The following is a 17079-nucleotide window of genomic DNA, read 5'->3' on the forward strand; positions in this document are numbered from 1 at the left end:
GTCAATACACCTGCATCGGGCGCTGTCCATCATGGGACAAGCTTGTATCCCCCGCTTTCTGTGACCAGAAGCGCCGCATTCGACGGATCTTTTTCTATTTTCTGGCGCAGACGATAGACGTGGGTTTCCAGCGTATGCGTGGTCACACCCGAATTATAACCCCACACTTCCTCAAGGAGCACATCGCGGCCGATAACCTTGTCGCCGGCACGATAGAGATACTTGATGATTGCCGCTTCTTTCTCGGTAAGACGGATTTTGCTGCCCTTCTCATCGAGAAGCAGCTTCTGGCCCGGCTTGAACGTATAGGGCCCGACGATAAAAGTCGCGTCTTCACTCTGCTCGTGCTGGCGTAGCTGCGCGCGCACGCGTGCCAGAAGCACTGCGAATTTGAACGGCTTGGTGACGTAATCATTGGCGCCTGATTCGAGACCGAGAATCGTATCCGATTCCGTATCGTGACCGGTGAGCATGATAATTGGCGCCTTGAACCCGCCCTTACGCAGCAGTTTTACGGCTTCACGTCCATCCATATCCGGCAGGCCGACATCCATGATCAGGAGGTCTACAATGCCGTTTCGTGCAGTCTGTATGCCCTTTGTGGCATTGTCTTCCTGCAGAATCTGGAATTCTTCGCACAGCTCCAGCTGTTCGACGAGAATGGAACGGAGATCTTCGTCATCGTCCACAATCAGTATCGTACGGCCTGTCATGCCTGTCCTCGTTACTCTTTGATTTAAATGGCTCTTGGTGTTTTATGACATTTAATGAAGACAAGTTGAAGCGGCGAAACGCGAAACAGGTTTTTGCTCTCGCCGACAACGGTTCGAAACATGCATGTCACGGAGGCGGGGGCTTGACCAGATGCGAAAACAGCCGGGGAATCGGCATCATCGATGTCCGAGCCAAGCCGGGCCACAAAACGCGCGGCTTGCTTGTTGCGGGCAATCTGGTGCTGGAATGCGCTCTTGGCAAGGGGGGAATCAGCGCTTTCAAGCGCGAAGGTGACGGAGCGACGCCTCTGGCGACCATGCGGCTGCTCTACGGATACCGGCGCGGCGACAAGGGTTTGCTGCCGTCATCGCGGCTACTGTTGGGCCGTGTTCGCCGTCTGGATGGCTGGTGCGATGCACCGTCTGACGCCAATTACAACCGTCCGGTAAGGTTGCCTTATGCGGCAAGCCACGAGGATATGTGGCGGCGAGACGATATTTATGACGTCTGCATAGTTATGGACTGGAATATCGCGCCGCGCCGTCGTGGATGCGGCAGTGCGATCTTCTTTCATCTGGCGCGCCCTGGCTACATCCCGACTGAAGGCTGCATAGCATTGAGGCGCGCCGACATGGCGCGCCTTTTGCCTCATTTGACGGACCGGACCGTGATCCGCGTCCTGAGATAATTGTGTCAGTGTGCGGCGGCAGCGACGACCCTGACTTCATTACCTTTGGCATCGTAGAGCTTGCCGTTCAGGAAATAATCTCCGTCGTGCAGTTCCGCGATGTTGTGATGGCGGATGATGCGTTCGGTTCCTTCCGCAAAGACCGACATCTGGTTGCTGTTACCAAGCTTGATTTCATTGAACATCAGGTTGAGCGCAATGGCCATCAACGCTGCCGAGCTGATGCCGGAATGGAAGATGGTTTCGAACCAGGTCGGGAAGTGGTGATAGAACTGGGGTGCGGCGATCGGGATCATGCCGAAGCCGATCGAAGTTGCCACGATGATGAGATTGATATTGTTCTCGTAGTCGACTTTCGCGAGGGTGCGGATGCCGCTTGCAGCCACTGTGCCGAACAGGACAATGCCCGCTCCGCCCAGAACCGCGGGAGGAACGCAGGCAATCACCCGGCCCATCACCGGCAGGAGGCCGAGCGTGATGAGGATCAGTCCGCCGGTTGCAACCACATAACGGCTTTTCACGCCCGTTACCGCGACAAGGCCGACATTCTGCGCGAAAGCGCTTTGCGTGAAGGAGCCGACGATTGGCGACAGGATGCTTGAAAGCATATCTGCACGCAAACCATTGGCGAGACGTCGCGAATCCACTTTCGTACCGATGATTTCACCGACAGCCAGTATATCGGCGGACGTCTCGACGAGCGTGACCATGATGACGATGAACATCGACAGCGTTGCCGCAAGGCTGAACACCGGCATGCCGAAGTGGAAAACTTCCGGCAGGGCCACCATCGAACCTTCGCCGACCCGCGAAAAATCGGTCATGCCGAGCGCCCAGGCGATGAATGTTCCGATGACCATGGCAAGCAGGATCGAAAGCCGGGAAATTGTGGCATTGCCCATCTTGCTGAGAATGAGAACGATAACCAGCGTGAGGCCTGCAAGACCGATATTGGCCATGCTGCCGAATTCCGGGCTGTTGCTGTCTCCGCCCATCGCCCAGCGCGCCGCAACAGGCATCAACGTCAGGCCGATGGTGGTGATGACGATGCCGGTGACGAGCGGCGGAAAGAAGCGCGTGATGCGCGAGAATATCGGCGTGATGATAAGGCCGATGACGGCTGCTGCGATGACGGCGCCCAGCACAACCTGCAAGCCTGCTTCACCGGTCTGGCTGGATGTGACAATGGCCACCATGGTGGCGACGCCCGAAAACGAGACGCCCTGAACCAGAGGCAGCTGGCAGCCGAAGAAGGGGATGCCGATGGTCTGCAGGACGGTTGCAACACCTCCCGCAAACAAGGATGCGGTAATCAACAGGCCGATTTCAGTCGGGCTGAGACCCGCCGCCTGACCGATAATCAGCGGAACCGCCACGATGCCCCCATACATGGTCAGCACATGCTGGAAGCCATAAGCCAAATTGGCGGTGACAGACAGTTTTTCATCTTCGGGACGCGAAAGCGTATCCGCCCCGGACTGGTGCGTATTCAATGATACTCCCTCCCAGCAGGCGCGAACGCATCGCCAACCTGCTCTCTCCGTTCTCCCTGCGCAGAACCGTCATGGCGCCATGTCTTTCGACACGGTACCGACGATGAGTTGCGCGATGTCTCCTCCAAAGACATGTCGCAGGAGTATAACCGCAGCCGTCCGGATGACTGTGTCTCTTTTGCTTGAAATTGTTTTCGATGCGGGAACGCTAATGTTGAAGGATTTTTTCAGCCGTCGATTTTGGTGCGGACATCTCTCATCGCATCGCGCAGCACTGCGAAAATGTACGGTTCCAGCGATTGCGCTACGTTGAAGCGGAGAAAGCCGCTTGCCGTGCGCGACGGGCTGAAGACATCGCCGGGTGCCAACAGCACACCTTTTTCCAGAGCATGCCGGGCAATCTGGCCGGAGTCCAGTCCACCCGGCAATTTTGCCCAAAGAAACATGCCACCCTGCGGTTCGGTCCAAAGGGTGAGGCCCTCCGCTTTCAGGCGGTTGGCCGTCAGCGTCATGGCATCGGCCAGCTTGGTGCGCAGGCTGTCGACATGGCGGCGATAGGTACCATCGGTCAGAAGGGCGTGCACGATCTGCGGCGACAATGCATTGCCGCCGAAGCTGGTGGCGAGTTTCAGGTCGGTCAGCCCGTCGATCCAGTCGCGGCGGCCGACGATATAGCCGACGCGGGCTGCGGCGGAGAGTGTCTTGGAAAAGCTGCCGATATGCAGCACGCGCTCGAAACCGTCGAGTTCGGCCAGCAGCGGCGCGGGCGAGGGGTGGAAGTCGCCGAATATATTGTCCTCGACCAGCGTGACGCCATGCGCTTCGGCAAGCTTCAGCAGCCGGTGCGCTGTGGCCGGTGTCATCGAGCCGCCGGTCGGGTTATGCAGCCCGGCATTGGATATATAGAGTTTCGGCGCGTGTTCGCTGGCCGCTCTCGCAAAGGCTTCGAGGTCCGGGCCGGTATGCGTATAGGGCACGCCGACGAGTTTTACCCGGTGCGTCAGGAGTATTGCCTGAAAGTTGAAGTAACAGGGATCGTCGACCAGAACCGTATCGTCCGGCTGCAACAGGTAGCGACAGATGAGATCGATGGCCTGCGTGCCGGAATCGGCCAGCAATATGTCGCCGCTCGACACGTCGATGCCCTGTTCGCCAAGCCGGTGCGCAAGATGCTGACGCAGGGGGCGAAAGCCGAGCGGTTCGCCATAGGTGGCAAGATTGCTCGTCTCGTCACGGGCGACCATGCGCATGGCGCGCCGGATCGCGTCCTGCGGAAGCCATGCGTCGGGCAGCCAGCCGCATCCGGGCTTCAGCGTGGCGTCGTCTGCTTCAAGTGATTGCCGCATGACCCAGAACGGATCGATCTGGCGTTCCCTGTGCGGCGTGTTGGTGGCGAGCGAAAAGGGCTGGCGTGCGCGCTCCGAAACATAGAAACCCGCGCCGCGCCGTGACTGGATGATGCCTTCAGCCACCAGCCGGTCATAGGCTTCGACGACGGTGGATTTCGAGACGTTCATCGTTTCCGCAAGGCGGCGGATCGAAGGCAACCGCGCGCCCGGCGCGAGGCTCATCGCGGTGATGCGTCCGCGAATGATGCCCATCACCTTTTCGACGAGCGGAGTCCTGTCGGCGGCGGCGTTTTCATCGCCGCGCTCGATTTCCCCGCCCGCATAGGCGGCTTCTACGGCTTCGAGGCTGCGCAAGAGGCCCGTCGAAATCATCTGTACTATCCTTCGTACCAGTACAGTTTGTCAAAATTGTCTACAAACTGTCCCTGATTATTCAGGCCGTTTCGCGGCATTGTCCCATGAATCCTTATACGATTTTAGAGAAAGCCGAAAAGACACAATGAATAAAACTGCTGGATGGATTAACGGGTTTTTGGGCGTATTGATTTTTTCCGGCTCGCTGCCGGCGACGCGGATGGCGGTGATCGATATCGATCCGACCTTCCTGACAATGGCGCGCGCATCGATTGCAGGCGTGCTGGGACTGGCGCTTCTGCTGGCGTTTCGGGAACCCTTTCCCCGCCGTAACGATGCGATCTCGTTGATCGTGGTGGCGCTCGGCGTGGTTGTCGGTTTCCCGCTTCTGACGGGTCTTGCCCTCCAGCATATGACATCTGCCCATGCGATTGTCTTTATAGGACTGCTTCCGCTCGCCACGGCAATCTTCGCCGTCTTGCGCGGTGGAGAGCATCCGCGCCCGATGTTCTGGCTGTTTTCAGTGGTTGGAAGCCTCATCGTCGCTTCCTATGCCTATGGACAGGGAAGCCAGTCCACGCTTCTGGGAGACGTGCTGATGCTCGCTGCAGTTGTCGTCTGCGGGCTGGGCTATGCCGAAGGCGCTCAACTCTCGCGCAGACTCGGCGGCTGGCAGGTAATCTGCTGGGCGCTGGTGTTCTCGCTGCCGGTCATGCTGCCGCTGAGCTTCATGACCCGACCTGAGACATGGGCAGGCATTGGCACACCCGCCTGGATAAGCCTCGGCTATGTTTCGCTGTTTTCGATGTTGATCGGCTTTTTCTTCTGGTATCGCGGCCTTGCGCAGGGCGGAGCGGCCACGGTGGGCCAGTTGCAGCTTCTCCAGCCCTTCTTTGGCCTTATGCTGGCAGCCGGTATCGCAGGAGAACCCGTCAGCATGGGCATGGTGGCGACGGCGGCTGTGGTTGTCGTCTGCGTGGCCGGGGCCAAGCGCTTCGCTTAAATAAACGCCCAGACGGTCGTGCGCTTCACTTCCGCGTCTTCGAGGGCGCGGGTGACGGGCACGGTATAGACGGCAAACTGCTGCAACCGCTCCTTTGGCAGATAAGCGCGTCCCGGATCGCCGACGATGATGCTTGCGCCACGTTCGGCAAGTTTTGCAAACCAGGGAATGAGCCGCCCGGCGAGCAGCTTTTCATAAAAGACGTCGCCAGCCAGAACGATGTCCCAGCCATCATCCTTCCCGATAAGGTCATCCAATGAGGGAACAACCGACACACCATTGGCGGATGCATTGATCTCGATGGCCGGAAGCGCGAAGGGGTCGATGTCCGACGCCAGCACGCTTGATGCGCCCGCCTGCATGGCGGCAATGGCGACAAGGCCGGAACCCGATGCAAAATCGAGCACCGTCTTGTCTTTCACCGTTTCGGGATGATCCAGAATATAGCGGGCGACACCTTGACCACCCGCCCATGCGAAAGCCCAGAAGGGCGGCGGCAGGCCGATGGTGGCGAGCTCTTCCTCCGTCTTGTGCCAGAGGTCGTGGGCTTCATCGGCCAGATGCAGACGAATTTCCGGCACGTGTGGCGGCGCTTGCAGACTGGTATTGGCCAGAATGAAATCGCGCGCGCTTTTATGGGCCGGATCGAGCATCAGATGTCGTTCGCATCTAGTCTGCCCATGCGGCAGACTTCGATCCATTCGTCTTCCGTTACGGGCTGTACCGAAAGCCGCATCGAGGTGACGAGCGCCATCTTTTCCAATTTCGGATTGGCCTTCACATCTTTCAGCGTCACCGGCTTCGGCATGTCGCGGACAGCTTTGATATCCACGCATTCCCAGCGCGGATCGTCCGTCGTGCTGTCGGGATGCGCCAATGCGCAGACCTCGACAATGCCGACCACTTCCAGCCCTTCATTGGAATGGTAGAAGAAGCCCTTGTCGCCCAGTTTCATGGCGCGCATGTTGTTGCGCGCCTGATAATTGCGCACACCGTCCCACTGCTCGCCTTTTTCGCCACGGGCTTTCTGCATTTCCCATGACCATTTGAACGGTTCGGATTTGAATAGCCAATAAGCCATCAGTCATGAGCCTCAAGCGTTGGCCGGATTGTTGATCGCCCAGTTCCATGGACGCACGGTCACGTCCTGAAACAGGCCTGCCAGTGCATAGGGATCATTGGCGGCGATCTTTTCTGCAGCAGCCTTGTCGGCGGCTTCGACGACCACAAGGCTGCCGTTCGGCTTGCCGTCTTCACCGAGGAAGGGGCCTGCGAATTTCAACCCGTCACCAAGACCCTTGAGATAGTCGAGATGCGCAGGGCGCGTGTCGAGGCGCACTTGCAAATGGTCCGGCTTGTCGTTGCACAGAAGAGCAAAAAGCATTGTCAATTATCCTTTCCGTTCGAGCATGATCTTGTCCGAAAACCGGTTCCCACTTTTCGGGATCACGCTCTAATCTTCGGTCTTGAGTGGTCGGTTGAGCAAAGCCGTTACGGCTTCGTCAATGGTGATGATGCCGTCAAGCAGCGCGCCTGTTGCATCGATGATGGGTGCGGAGATAGCATGCTTGCGGCATAATTCGGCGGCAATCGGTGCGGTCGCTACGCCTTCGGCAAGCGGGCGATTGGTCAGATCCTCGCCACGCCCGAGTGCCAATCCATAGGAATAATTGCGCGATTGCGACGACGAGCAGGTCAGCATCAGATCGCCGAGGCCGGAAAGGCCCATGATGGTTTCGGGCCTTGCACCCATGGCCTGACCGATGCGGCGCAGTTCGGCAAATCCGCGTGTGACGAGTGCAGCCTGCGCGCTGGCGCCAAAGCCGCGCCCGACGGCAGCACCGGCGGCAATGGCCAGCACATTTTTCAGGGCACCGCCGATTTCGACGCCCTTGAGATCGGTTGTCGAATAGCAGCGGAAAGCCGGGCCGGATAAAAGTGCTGCGAGCTGGTCGGCAGTTGCCGCATCCTCGCAGGCAACTGTCACTGCGGTCGGAAGCCCGCGCGCCACGTCGGTGGCGAAACTCGGACCGGAAAGGGCGGCGATCCGGTGGTTTGGCAGGACTTCCGCCACGACCTCCGACATCAGCCGTCCGGTGCTGCGTTCGATCCCCTTGGCGCAAAGCACCATGGGTGCGCCTTGCGGAATGAGGCCACTCAATTCAGACAGTCCGGCGCGCATGGCCTGCGCCGGGATGACGGCCAGAACCGCATTCGCATGTTCGACGACAGCCGCCGCATCCGTGCTTGCATGTATTGCGGGGGAAAGCGCGATTTCGCCCAGATAGCGCGGATTGCGGTGTGTCCGGTTGATCGCTTCGACAGTCTCGTCGTCGCGGGCATAAAGCCATGTGTCGTGGCCGCTGGTGCTTGCCATGGCCGCAAGGGCGGTGCCCCAGGCGCCGCCGCCCAGAATGGCAATTTTCGTGCTCATGCCTTGGCTCCCCGTCGCCCGGTTCCGATCAGCGGTGCGGACTTTTCATCGAGCGGCCAGCGCGAGCGCGGCGCAAGGTCAAGCTTGTCGGGAGCCTCGGTTGCGGCGCGTTCAGCCCCGGCCCAGGCGATCATCGCGGCATTGTCGGTGCAAAGGTCAAGCGGCGGCGCGATGAAGCTGAAACCGTGGCGGGCGCAAAGCGTTTCGAGTGCTGCGCGCAGGGTCTTGTTGGCTGCGACCCCGCCGGCCACGACAAGCGCCGGTGTTTCGCAATCGTGGAATTCATTTCTGAAACGTTCGAGCGAACGGCCCACCCGGTCGGACAGAGTGTCGGCAACCGCCGCCTGGAAAGATGCGCACATATCAGCCACGTCCTGATCCGACAAGGGAACGAGTTCGGTTGCCGCCTGGCGCACTGCCGTCTTAAGACCGGAAAAGGAAAAGTCGAGCCGTGCTTCGCCTTTCAATGGCCGCGGCAGGGCGAATCGCTTCGGATCGCCCTGAAGCGCCATGCGTTCGACCGCCGGACCGCCCGGATAGGTGAGGCCCAGAAGCTTTGCCGTCTTGTCGAAGGCTTCGCCAAGTGCATCGTCAATCGTGGTGCCAAGGCGTTCATAATCGCCAATGCCGCGCACGAGCACCATTTGCGTGTGACCGCCGGAAACGAGCAGCAGCAAATAGGGAAAAGGCAGGCCATCGGTTAGCCGCGCCGTCAAGGCGTGGCCCTCCAGATGATTGACGGCATAAAACGGCTTTTGCGCCGCCATGGCCAGCGCCTTGGCGGTCATCAGCCCGACGATCAGCCCGCCGATCAGTCCCGGTCCCGCTGTAGCTGCCACCGCGTCAACGTCGACAAGTTTCATGTCGGCATCGTCCAGCGCGCGGGCAACCAGCCGGTCCAGCGCTTCGACATGGGCGCGGGCGGCAATCTCCGGCACCACGCCGCCATAGGGTTCGTGTTCTGCGATCTGGCTTAAAACCACATTGGACAGAATCCGTCCTTCGCCCTTCCCGTCACGTTCGACGATAGCGGCGGCTGTTTCGTCGCAACTTGTTTCTATTCCAAGAATGCGCATTTGCGGTTAGACCCTGCCTGTCTCATAATTCATTGAAAAATCCGGTACCATGGACGACGCAATATGCAAACAGCATCCTTGAAGAATGGCACGTTGAAGATAGGCACGCGGGGCAGCAAGCTTGCTCTCGCCCAGGCTTACGAGACACGTCGCCGCCTGATGGAGGCACATGGTCTGCCGGAAGAAGCCATCGAAATCATTCCCATGTCGACAGCGGGCGACCGCATTCAGGATCGCGCGCTTTCCGAGATCGGGGGCAAGGGACTTTTTACCGAAGAAATCGAGCTGGCGCTGACGGAAGGGCGAATCGATCTTGCCGTCCATTCGACCAAGGATATGCCGACGGTTCTGCCTGATGGTCTTCATCTTTCCATTTTCCTTGAGCGCGAAGATCCGCGTGATGCCTTTATCGGTCGTACGGCTTCCCGCCTTCTCGATCTGCCGCAGGGCGCGACGGTCGGTTCGTCATCATTGCGCCGTCAGGCTTTGATCCGCCGCCTTCGTCCTGACCTTCAAGTGGTGATTTTCCGCGGCAATGTCGAGACGCGGTTGCGTAAGCTGGACGCCGGAGAAGTCGACGGGACGTTTCTCGCCTGTGCGGGCTTGCGGCGTCTGGGTCTTGGCGATGTCATTACCGAACTCGTCGATCCGGAAAGTTTCCCGCCCGCGCCGGGACAGGGCGCCATCGGGATTGAGACACGTATCGGTGACGTGCGCATCGATGCGCTGCTGGAACCCCTTGCGCATCGCGAAACCGGTATTGCGCTTGCCTGCGAGCGGGCATTTCTGGCCGCGCTTGACGGGTCATGCCGCACGCCGATTGCCGGTCTTGCAACAGTGAACGGCGATAGGGTTTCGTTCCACGGCATGATTTTGAAACCGGATGGGACCGAGGCGCACGAGACACGAGCGGAAGGTCCGGTATCGAACGCTGCCGCACTCGGTACGGAAGCCGCAGAATATCTGCGCGCGAAGGCCGGTCCCCAATTCTTCGAGGGCTGGGAGTAGATTTGGCGGAGCCAGCACAAATCCCATCTCGCGGCCGCGTTCTGGTGACGCGACCGCAACCGGCTGGCTCGCGGACCGCCGCAAAACTGGCGTCGAGGGGCTATGAGCCGGTTCTGCTTCCGCTCAGCCGGACTGTTGCGCTTTCTTTTGCTGTACCAGAAGGCCCGTTTGCGGCTTTGACGGTAACGAGCGCCCATGCCTTTCACCACATCGACACGGAACAGTTGAAGCCGTTTCTTGGCTTACCGCTCTTTGCCGTGGGGCAGGGAACAGCGCAGGCGGCGCGGAAGGCCGGGTTCGGTCAGGTGATCGATGGCGGCGGCGATGCGGTTCGTCTCGCGGCGGCGATGCGGTGCGATCTTCCCCAACAATCTCGTGTTCTTTATCTCGCTGGTCGCGTACGCCAGCCGGTGTTCGAAGACGAGATGCGGGCTGCGAAACTCGATATGCGTGTGGTGGATGTCTACGATACGGAGACGGTTTCCTATGCGACCGCTGCACTTCTGGACGTGCTTCATGGCGCGCCTTTTGTCGCGGTCATGCTTTATTCCGGCGTTGCTGCGACGAGCTTCGTTGAAGCGATGCGTGAAATCACACCGCCTTTTGACGAGAAAACGCGGTTTTTGTGCATTTCTGCCCGTGTGGCTGACTGCCTGCCGCCGATCTGGCGGGCAAATGCCCTTGTGGCAGACCATCCCGATGAAGCAGGACTTTTCCGGCTGTTTGCCAAACTTTGACTCATTTCGGCGCAACCTTCCTTCATCTGGCGATTTTATCTGTTAGAGTCTGAGGCAACCAATCGGCATTTACGAGAGGATCCATGGCGAAACCCGGCACTCCGCGACATTCCAAACCGGCCCGTAATCCTGTGACGATCAATCTCGATCCATCGGACGTGAAGCGGGTTGACGAACCGGCGAAGGCGATGCCAGACGCGGAGCCGGTAGGAAATTTTTCGAAACCTCAGAACCCAAAGCCGGAAACCCCGAAGCCTGCATCACCCAAACCGGACGCGGCAACCGCCGAAAAGACCCCGAAGACGGAAACGCCGGAAAGTTCGACATATACCAAGCCGCCCTTTACCTCGGGCGTGAAACCAGAAACCCAGCAGCCTGCGCAAAAGAACGGGACGGGGGCGTCGCATCTTCTGGCTGGTATCGCCGGTGGTATTATCGGGCTCGGCGGCTTGCTTGCGCTGCAATGGGGCAATGTAATTCCCTCTCCAGGCGCAAGAGTGGCAGCGGAACAGCTGGCGCATATGGAGCAGCAGATCGCCGATCTGCGGAGCAATCCGACACCTGCGCCCCTGGACGATGCAAGCCGTGCGCAACTTGCATCTCTGGAAAAGAATGTGCAGGCAGCCGAGATCAAGGCGGAAGCGGTCGCAGGTTCGTTGGCCGATCTTCAGCAGCAATTCGCGGCCTTGCCGAAAGAGGCGGGACAGGAAGTGGCGGCCGATACCTCTGCCCTGACAGAGCGGTTGGACGCGCTGGAAAACAAGCTTTCAGCGACGCAAAGCCGGGCCGATGAGGCGAGCGCCGGAGTGACGGGAAACAGCGGTACGATTTCATCGCTCGAATCGAAACTGACATCCCTGCAGGAAAAGGTCACTCAGGCTTCACGCCAGCCCGACGCGACGGCGCTCATTGCGGCAAATGCGCTGAAAATGGCGATCGATCGTGGCGGTTCGTTCAAGACGGAGCTCGACACTTACGCTTCGGTTGCTCCAAATGCCGCGTCCATCGAAAAACTGCGCGCTTTCGCCGACAAGGGCGTGCCGACCGTTGCCGATCTGAATGCGTGGTTTGGTGCAGTCGCGAACCGGATTGTCGCGACCGAAAACAAACTGCCTGCCGATGCCGGGATTTGGGACCAGCTTGTCGCCAGCGCCAGGGGGCTGGTCAGTGTGCGCCCTGTTGCAGGCAATGTCAGCGGCACCGGGGTCGGGCCGATCACGGCCCGCATGGAGGCCGCGATTCAGGCTGGCGATCTGGAGCGGGCTCTTGGCGAATGGGAGCAACTGCCTGCCGATGCAAAGGCAGCCTCGCAGGAATTTGCCGACCAGGTGCGGGCGCGGCGTGATGCGGATATACTTGTACAGCGTCTCGTTGCGGACAGCCTGAAACCGAAGGTTTCGGCAGGTGAAACCAGCGGGGCTCCGGCCTCTTCCGGTCAATAGGAGGCGGGCCGATGCTGCGTGTCCTGTTCTATCTCGTCATTGTTGCTGCGCTTGGTTTCGGCTTTGCCTGGCTTGCGGACCGTCCGGGCGAACTCGATGTCACCTTCGCGGGTAACCATTATAATGTGCCGCTGATAACTGCCGTTGCGGGGATCGTTGCCATTGTCGCGGCCATTCTCATTCTGTGGTGGCTGATTAAGAGCATTATCCAGTCTCCCTACACACTGCGCCGGCATTTTCGCGCGCGCAAGCGTGATCGTGGCTATCAGTCGCTGTCAACCGGATTGATTGCAGCCGGTGCCGGCGATGCGGAAGCAGCGCGCCGCATGACCAAACAGGCGGGCAAGCTGCTCAGCTCCGACCAGGAACCCCTGATAAAGCTTCTCGAAGCGCAGACCGCGATGCTGGAAGGGCGCACGGAAGATGCTCGCAGGGGCTTTGAGGCGATGGTGGAAGACCCCGAGACACGCCTGCTCGGTCTGCGTGGGCTTTATATCGAAGCCCAGCGCGTCGGTGCACGTGAAGCCGCCAATCATTATGCCGCCGAAGCTGCTGCCCAAGCGCCGCAGCTGGAGTGGGCCTCGTCGGCCATGATGGGGCAGCTTTGTGCAGAGGGTGATTGGGATGCGGCGCTGAAGCTTGTCGACGCGCGCAAGCAGGCGCTTAGCCATAGCAAGGATGTGGTGAAGAAGGAACGCGCCGCACTGTTGACCGCCAAGGCGATGGCGGTGGTCGATGTCGATCATGCACGGGCCAAGGCGATGGCGCTGGAGGCGAACAAGCTCGCGCCCGACCTGGTGCCCGCCGCCGTGGTTGCTGCGCGTGCTCTTTTCGCCGATGGTGATGTGCGGAAAGGCTCGAAAATTCTGGAAGCGGCCTGGAAGCGGTTTCCGCATCCCGATATCGCTTCAACCTATGTCTATGCCCGGTCCGGCGATACAGCACAGGATCGCCTGAAGCGCGCCAAGCATCTTGTATCGCTGCGCTCCAACAATGTCGAAGGCAGTCTTGTTCTCGCTCGGGCTGCCTATGAGGCAGGCGATTATCGTTTTGCTCGCGACAATGCCGAGCAGGTCCTGCGCGCTTCGCCGCGTGAAAGCGCCTATCTGCTGCTTGCCGATATTGAAGAAGCTGAAACCGGCGATCAGGGCAAGGTTCGTGAATGGCTGGCGCGCGCCGTCAAGGCGCCGCGCGATCCCGCGTGGACTGCCGATGGCTATGTTTCCGAACAATGGTCACCGGTATCGCCGGTTACAGGGCGGCTCAACAGTTTCGAGTGGAAAGTTCCCGTCGTGGAACTTGCTCCAGCGATTGAAGCGGAAAAGCCCGAAATCAAGGGCCCGGTGGAAGCGAAGTCGGTCAATCAGATTGTTCTGACAGAGCCTCGGGACAAGGCTGACGCGGCGGAAATATCTGCCCCTGTGGAGCGAACGCCGCCGGTTCAGGAGGTGGAGGAAGCTGAAGTCGTCGTTCCTGCTGCCGAGCCTGTCAGACTGACGCCGGTCCCTCCGGCACAAAAGGCCGACGAGGCGCGGCCTCCCATGGCCGATGTGGTGGCAGACGATGCAGAGGGCGAGCCGCACCGCGCTCATATCGTGGTAGACGATCCGGGCGTCGACGAAAGCAAATCTTCGCAGAAGGCGCAGAGCGGATTGAAGCTTTTCTGATCAGGCTTTCCGCGAATCGTTGCCGAAAAACAACGCTGCGTATCTCTTGGGCGGCAAACGGCGGTGTAAGACAGTTTACCGCCTTGCCTGGTGCATTTAGCCCGTTACCTTCGATGTTGCTAACTAAATATCCGGGAACCGGTTTACAGTCGGCAAGCAGTGAATGTGGCAGCGAGGGTAAATGTTCGATCGTCTCTTGGATTTTTTGAAGGAACTTCCGTCTAATAGTTTTCGCGACCGGAGCGAAAAATTTTCCAATGACGATCCAAGGCTGGCCGCTGCCGCTCTGCTCTATCACATCATGGACGCCGACGGCGAAACACGTGAAAGCGAGCGGAAGAAGCTTTCGTCCATGCTATCGCTGAAATATGGCTTGAAAGGCGATAGCCTGAAACGGCTGATCCGTGCGGCGGAAAAGGCCGATCAGGAAGCAATCGACCCGTCAGATTTCACGTCGGTTCTGAAGCGGCAGCTCGACTATCAGGCACGTTTAGACCTGATTGGTCTGATGTGGGAAATGGTCTATGCCGATGGCAAGGTGAGTGAAGTCGAGGCCGACGTGATGTGGCGTGTGGCCGAACTCGTCGGCATCCGGCAAGATGACCGTAATGCCATTCAGGATCGTATGGACAAGGTGGACCGCAGCACCTCCGCTTCCTGACGGATTCCTATATTTCGGACGATCAGGTCCGTCCTTGCAAATGACGGGCTTTGCGCAATTGCGGGAACATGGCCGCCCAGGCAATCGCAACGGCGATCGATCCCAAACCGCCGATGACGACGGCGGGAACAGCGCCGATAGCAGCCGCCATCAGGCCAGCGCGGAATTCGCCCAGCTCGTTCGATGCGCCGACAAAGACCATGTTGACGGCATTGACGCGACCGCGTACGTGATCGGGCGTCCAAAGCTGCATAAGCGTCTCGCGGATATAGACGCTGATCATGTCAGCGGCACCCGCAAGTGCCAGGGCAACGACGGACAACCATGTCAGAGTTGAGACACCGAAAATAATATTGAAGAAGCCGAAGAGGCCGACGAAGACGAACATCACGCGCCCCGCATGGTCGCGGATCGGGTGTCCCGCCAGCCAGATTGCTGTCAGAACAGCGCCGATGCCCGGAGCGGAGCGTAGCAGTCCCAGGCCCCAGGGGCCGAGATCAAGGATGTCGCGTGCATAAATGGGGAGCAGAGCCACTGTTCCGCCGAGGAGAACGGCAAAGAGATCGAGCGAAATCGCGCCAAGGACGATCTTTTCCCTCCAGATGTAGCGGAAACCGGCCAACATGCTCGTCAGCGAACGATGTTCGGCAAGTGTATGCTGCTTGGGCTTTGGAATGGAAAAGATCAGGAACGAACCGATCAGCAGGAAAACCGTTGCCACGGAATAGGCAGCAACCGGCGAAATGCCATAAAGCAATCCACCTGCAACCGGGCCAACAATTGTCGCGACCTGCCAAGCAGATGAATTCCATGAAACGGCGTTGGCAAAGTCTTCAGTCGGCACGAGATTGACGACCAGCGAAGCGGAAGAAGGTCCGAGAAATGCGCGTGCCACGCCAAAAAGTGTCAGTGCAGCAAAAACGGTCAGGGGCTCGAACAGACCTGTAAGGGTCAGACAGAGCAGTAATGCCGTCACTATGCTTTCCAGAATGAGCGAGAGGCCCATAATGAAGCGTCTGCCGAAACGGTCGGCAGTGGCCCCGGTGACCAGAACCAGCAACAGGGCGGGCAGAAACTGCACCAGCCCGACCATGCCCAGATTGAACGCATCGCGGGTGAGGTCATAAATCTGCCAGCCCACCGAAACGCTTACGATCTGGACCGCAAATGCGCTCAGGAAGCGGGCACCCCAATATTTTTTGAAGGCAGAGTGCCGGAATGCGGCATAACGATCCGCAGAAGAAGCGTCGGTGGAAGGGGGCATTGCTCACAACATCTAAAGCATCTCCAGCAAAAGCGATTCTGCGTTGGATATGCGCGACAACAGGAAGGTAGATGTTATTTACAGTATCCTTCCCATGATCGGAACCATTTTTTGTGACTGGTGGCCGGGCTAAATACAGGGTGGTTTCGAAAACGAGAAAGGCCGGATTGGACCGGCCTTTCGGGTGTAGTTTCTCTGGATTAATCCTTGCCGAGCAAGCCTTTCCAGATGATCGCACCGATCGCGGCGCCGACGAGTGGTGCTACCCAGAACAGCCAGAGCTGGCTGAGCGCGGCTGTCTCTGCGAAGAGCGCCACACCGGTCGAACGAGCGGGGTTGACCGACGTATTGGTGACCGGGATCGAAATCAGATGGATCAAGGTCAGACCGAGACCGATGGCAATTGGAGCAAAGCCAGCCGGAGCCAGCGACGAGGTGGAGCCCAGAATGATGATGAGGAAGAAGGCCGTCAGGATGATTTCAATGAGCAGGCCTGCCATCATGCTGTAGCCGCCGGGAGAAAGTTCGCCATAGCCGTTCGAGGCGAGGCCACCCGCTGAAAAGCCATCCTTGCCCGAAGCGATGAGGAAGAGCACGGCTGCGGCTGCGATGGCGCCAAGAACCTGCGCGACCCAGTAAGGGATCAGGTCTTTGGCCGGGAGACGGCCAGCTACCATGAGACCCAAGGAAACGGCTGGGTTGAAATGACCGCCGGAAATGCCGCCCACAGCATAGGCCATGGTCAGGACAGTCAAGCCGAAAGCGAGGGCGACGCCAAGAAAACCGATGCCCAGTTCAGGGAAGGCTGCGGCCAAGATCGCGCTGCCGCACCCCCCGAAAACGAGCCAGAATGTTCCGAAAAATTCAGCCGACAATTTGTTCAGCATGGAAATCCCCAGGGTTGGTGTAGTGAAAATGTCATATGCGAATCATTTAGCAAGAAGCATATAATCGTCTTTTTCTTCGGACAATCACGTTTAACTTTATTGACGGCTTTTGTTCTCTTGGGGCTTTTCCTATCATTTCAGTAAATAAAAATGCTATTCTTAGTATATTCGAGGTTGCTTTTATATCTCTTCTAAATTGGGTTCTGGTGGCAGTTAGAGTTGGTCGATCTGCCTTTTTAAAGGTGCCGGACCCGTTCAGCCATATTGCGGAGAGAGGGGACGGCACGTTATAAGCGCAACTG

Annotated in this window: 17 protein-coding genes; 7 read left to right on the top strand and 10 right to left on the bottom strand. The window is 58.8% G+C overall.

Annotated features, from left to right (window positions below; translation table 11 throughout):
• Nucleotides 1–29: 29 nt before the first annotated feature.
• On the bottom strand, nt 30–713 hold the full coding sequence (gene optR, locus JNC70_RS05910; RefSeq protein ID WP_104755022.1) for a response regulator OptR: 684 nt from the start codon (nt 711–713) through the stop codon (nt 30–32).
• Between the two features lie 143 nt (nt 714–856).
• On the opposite strand from optR, the gene JNC70_RS05915 reads away from it, so the two are divergent.
• Nucleotides 857–1402 (top strand): L,D-transpeptidase family protein, encoded by a 546-nt coding sequence (locus tag JNC70_RS05915; protein WP_104755213.1) that lies wholly within the window; start codon nt 857–859, stop codon nt 1400–1402.
• 5 nt (nt 1403–1407) lie between these two features.
• Here the strand turns inward: JNC70_RS05915 and JNC70_RS05920 are convergent, their stop codons facing one another.
• Both JNC70_RS05920 and JNC70_RS05925 read right to left on the bottom strand, forming a co-directional pair.
• On the bottom strand, nt 1408–2895 hold the full coding sequence (locus tag JNC70_RS05920) for a nucleobase:cation symporter-2 family protein (protein ID WP_104755021.1): 1488 nt from the start codon (nt 2893–2895) through the stop codon (nt 1408–1410).
• A gap of 227 nt (nt 2896–3122) precedes the next feature.
• The gene (locus JNC70_RS05925) at nt 3123–4616 is read right to left on the bottom strand and encodes an aminotransferase-like domain-containing protein (RefSeq protein WP_104755020.1); all 1494 of its coding nucleotides are present in this window, start codon (nt 4614–4616) and stop codon (nt 3123–3125) included.
• Between the two features lie 127 nt (nt 4617–4743).
• On the opposite strand from JNC70_RS05925, the gene JNC70_RS05930 reads away from it, so the two are divergent.
• Nucleotides 4744–5601, top strand: coding sequence for a DMT family transporter (locus JNC70_RS05930; protein WP_104755019.1), 858 nt, complete (start codon nt 4744–4746; stop codon nt 5599–5601).
• Here the strand turns inward: JNC70_RS05930 and JNC70_RS05935 are convergent.
• The 5 genes from JNC70_RS05935 to tsaD all read right to left on the bottom strand — a co-directional run bounded on the left by JNC70_RS05935 (nt 5598) and on the right by tsaD (nt 9111).
• Nucleotides 5598–6254 (bottom strand): class I SAM-dependent methyltransferase, encoded by a 657-nt coding sequence (locus JNC70_RS05935; RefSeq protein WP_104755018.1) that lies wholly within the window; start codon nt 6252–6254, stop codon nt 5598–5600. The genes JNC70_RS05930 and JNC70_RS05935 overlap by 4 nt on opposite strands.
• A complete protein-coding gene (locus JNC70_RS05940) occupies nt 6254–6682 on the bottom strand; it encodes an EVE domain-containing protein (RefSeq protein WP_104755017.1) in 429 nt (142 codons plus the stop codon). Before JNC70_RS05940 ends, JNC70_RS05935 begins: the two co-directional genes overlap by 1 nt.
• A gap of 12 nt (nt 6683–6694) precedes the next feature.
• Nucleotides 6695–6985, bottom strand: coding sequence for a YciI-like protein (locus JNC70_RS05945; RefSeq protein ID WP_104755016.1), 291 nt, complete (start codon nt 6983–6985; stop codon nt 6695–6697).
• A 69-nt stretch (nt 6986–7054) separates the two neighbouring features.
• Entirely contained in the window at nt 7055–8035 is a 981-nt protein-coding gene (locus tag JNC70_RS05950; RefSeq protein ID WP_104755015.1) for an NAD(P)H-dependent glycerol-3-phosphate dehydrogenase, read from the bottom strand.
• Nucleotides 8032–9111, bottom strand: coding sequence for a tRNA (adenosine(37)-N6)-threonylcarbamoyltransferase complex transferase subunit TsaD (gene tsaD, locus JNC70_RS05955; protein ID WP_104755014.1), 1080 nt, complete (start codon nt 9109–9111; stop codon nt 8032–8034). The genes JNC70_RS05950 and tsaD overlap by 4 nt, the downstream gene beginning before the upstream one ends.
• A gap of 63 nt (nt 9112–9174) precedes the next feature.
• Here tsaD and hemC point away from each other — a divergent pair, with 63 nt between their 5' ends.
• From hemC to JNC70_RS05980, 5 genes are all read left to right on the top strand, one after another.
• On the top strand, nt 9175–10119 hold the full coding sequence (gene hemC, locus JNC70_RS05960) for a hydroxymethylbilane synthase (protein ID WP_104755013.1): 945 nt from the start codon (nt 9175–9177) through the stop codon (nt 10117–10119).
• 2 nt (nt 10120–10121) lie between these two features.
• Nucleotides 10122–10856 (top strand): uroporphyrinogen-III synthase, encoded by a 735-nt coding sequence (locus tag JNC70_RS05965; RefSeq protein WP_104755012.1) that lies wholly within the window; start codon nt 10122–10124, stop codon nt 10854–10856.
• 83 nt (nt 10857–10939) lie between these two features.
• The gene (locus tag JNC70_RS05970) at nt 10940–12298 is read left to right on the top strand and encodes a COG4223 family protein (protein ID WP_104755011.1); all 1359 of its coding nucleotides are present in this window, start codon (nt 10940–10942) and stop codon (nt 12296–12298) included.
• An 11-nt stretch (nt 12299–12309) separates the two neighbouring features.
• Complete coding sequence (locus tag JNC70_RS05975) at nt 12310–13965, top strand: heme biosynthesis protein HemY (RefSeq protein WP_104755010.1); 1656 nt, start codon at nt 12310–12312, stop codon at nt 13963–13965.
• A gap of 181 nt (nt 13966–14146) precedes the next feature.
• A complete protein-coding gene (locus tag JNC70_RS05980; protein WP_104755009.1) occupies nt 14147–14626 on the top strand; it encodes a tellurite resistance TerB family protein in 480 nt (159 codons plus the stop codon).
• 22 nt (nt 14627–14648) lie between these two features.
• On the opposite strand, the gene JNC70_RS05985 is transcribed toward JNC70_RS05980, so the two are convergent.
• Nucleotides 14649–15890 carry an MFS transporter gene (locus tag JNC70_RS05985; RefSeq protein WP_104755008.1) on the bottom strand — a complete coding sequence of 414 codons (1242 nt, stop codon included), beginning with the start codon at nt 15888–15890 and terminating at the stop codon, nt 14649–14651.
• A gap of 200 nt (nt 15891–16090) precedes the next feature.
• The gene (gene aqpZ / locus JNC70_RS05990; protein WP_104755007.1) at nt 16091–16777 is read right to left on the bottom strand and encodes an aquaporin Z; all 687 of its coding nucleotides are present in this window, start codon (nt 16775–16777) and stop codon (nt 16091–16093) included.
• Nucleotides 16778–17079 lie beyond the last annotated feature (302 nt).

It is taken from the genome of Brucella oryzae, assembly GCF_041929965.1.
Taxonomy (GTDB): Bacteria; Pseudomonadota; Alphaproteobacteria; order Rhizobiales; family Rhizobiaceae; genus Brucella; species Brucella oryzae.

Excerpts from the sequence above, each read along its gene's own strand:
- optR (WP_104755022.1), bottom strand. The coding sequence starts at position 713 with ATGACAGGCCGTACGATACTGATTGTGGACGATGACGAAGATCTCCGT.
- JNC70_RS05925 (WP_104755020.1), bottom strand. The coding sequence starts at position 4,616 with ATGATTTCGACGGGCCTCTTGCGCAGCCTCGAAGCCGTAGAAGCCGCC.
- JNC70_RS05930 (WP_104755019.1), top strand. The coding sequence starts at position 4,744 with ATGAATAAAACTGCTGGATGGATTAACGGGTTTTTGGGCGTATTGATT.
- JNC70_RS05935 (WP_104755018.1), bottom strand. The coding sequence starts at position 6,254 with ATGCTCGATCCGGCCCATAAAAGCGCGCGCGATTTCATTCTGGCCAAT.
- JNC70_RS05940 (WP_104755017.1), bottom strand. The coding sequence starts at position 6,682 with ATGGCTTATTGGCTATTCAAATCCGAACCGTTCAAATGGTCATGGGAA.
- JNC70_RS05945 (WP_104755016.1), bottom strand. The coding sequence starts at position 6,985 with ATGCTTTTTGCTCTTCTGTGCAACGACAAGCCGGACCATTTGCAAGTG.
- JNC70_RS05950 (WP_104755015.1), bottom strand. The coding sequence starts at position 8,035 with ATGAGCACGAAAATTGCCATTCTGGGCGGCGGCGCCTGGGGCACCGCC.
- tsaD (WP_104755014.1), bottom strand. The coding sequence starts at position 9,111 with ATGCGCATTCTTGGAATAGAAACAAGTTGCGACGAAACAGCCGCCGCT.
- hemC (WP_104755013.1), top strand. The coding sequence starts at position 9,175 with ATGCAAACAGCATCCTTGAAGAATGGCACGTTGAAGATAGGCACGCGG.
- JNC70_RS05970 (WP_104755011.1), top strand. The coding sequence starts at position 10,940 with ATGGCGAAACCCGGCACTCCGCGACATTCCAAACCGGCCCGTAATCCT.
- JNC70_RS05975 (WP_104755010.1), top strand. The coding sequence starts at position 12,310 with ATGCTGCGTGTCCTGTTCTATCTCGTCATTGTTGCTGCGCTTGGTTTC.
- JNC70_RS05980 (WP_104755009.1), top strand. The coding sequence starts at position 14,147 with ATGTTCGATCGTCTCTTGGATTTTTTGAAGGAACTTCCGTCTAATAGT.
- JNC70_RS05985 (WP_104755008.1), bottom strand. The coding sequence starts at position 15,890 with ATGCCCCCTTCCACCGACGCTTCTTCTGCGGATCGTTATGCCGCATTC.
- aqpZ (WP_104755007.1), bottom strand. The coding sequence starts at position 16,777 with ATGCTGAACAAATTGTCGGCTGAATTTTTCGGAACATTCTGGCTCGTT.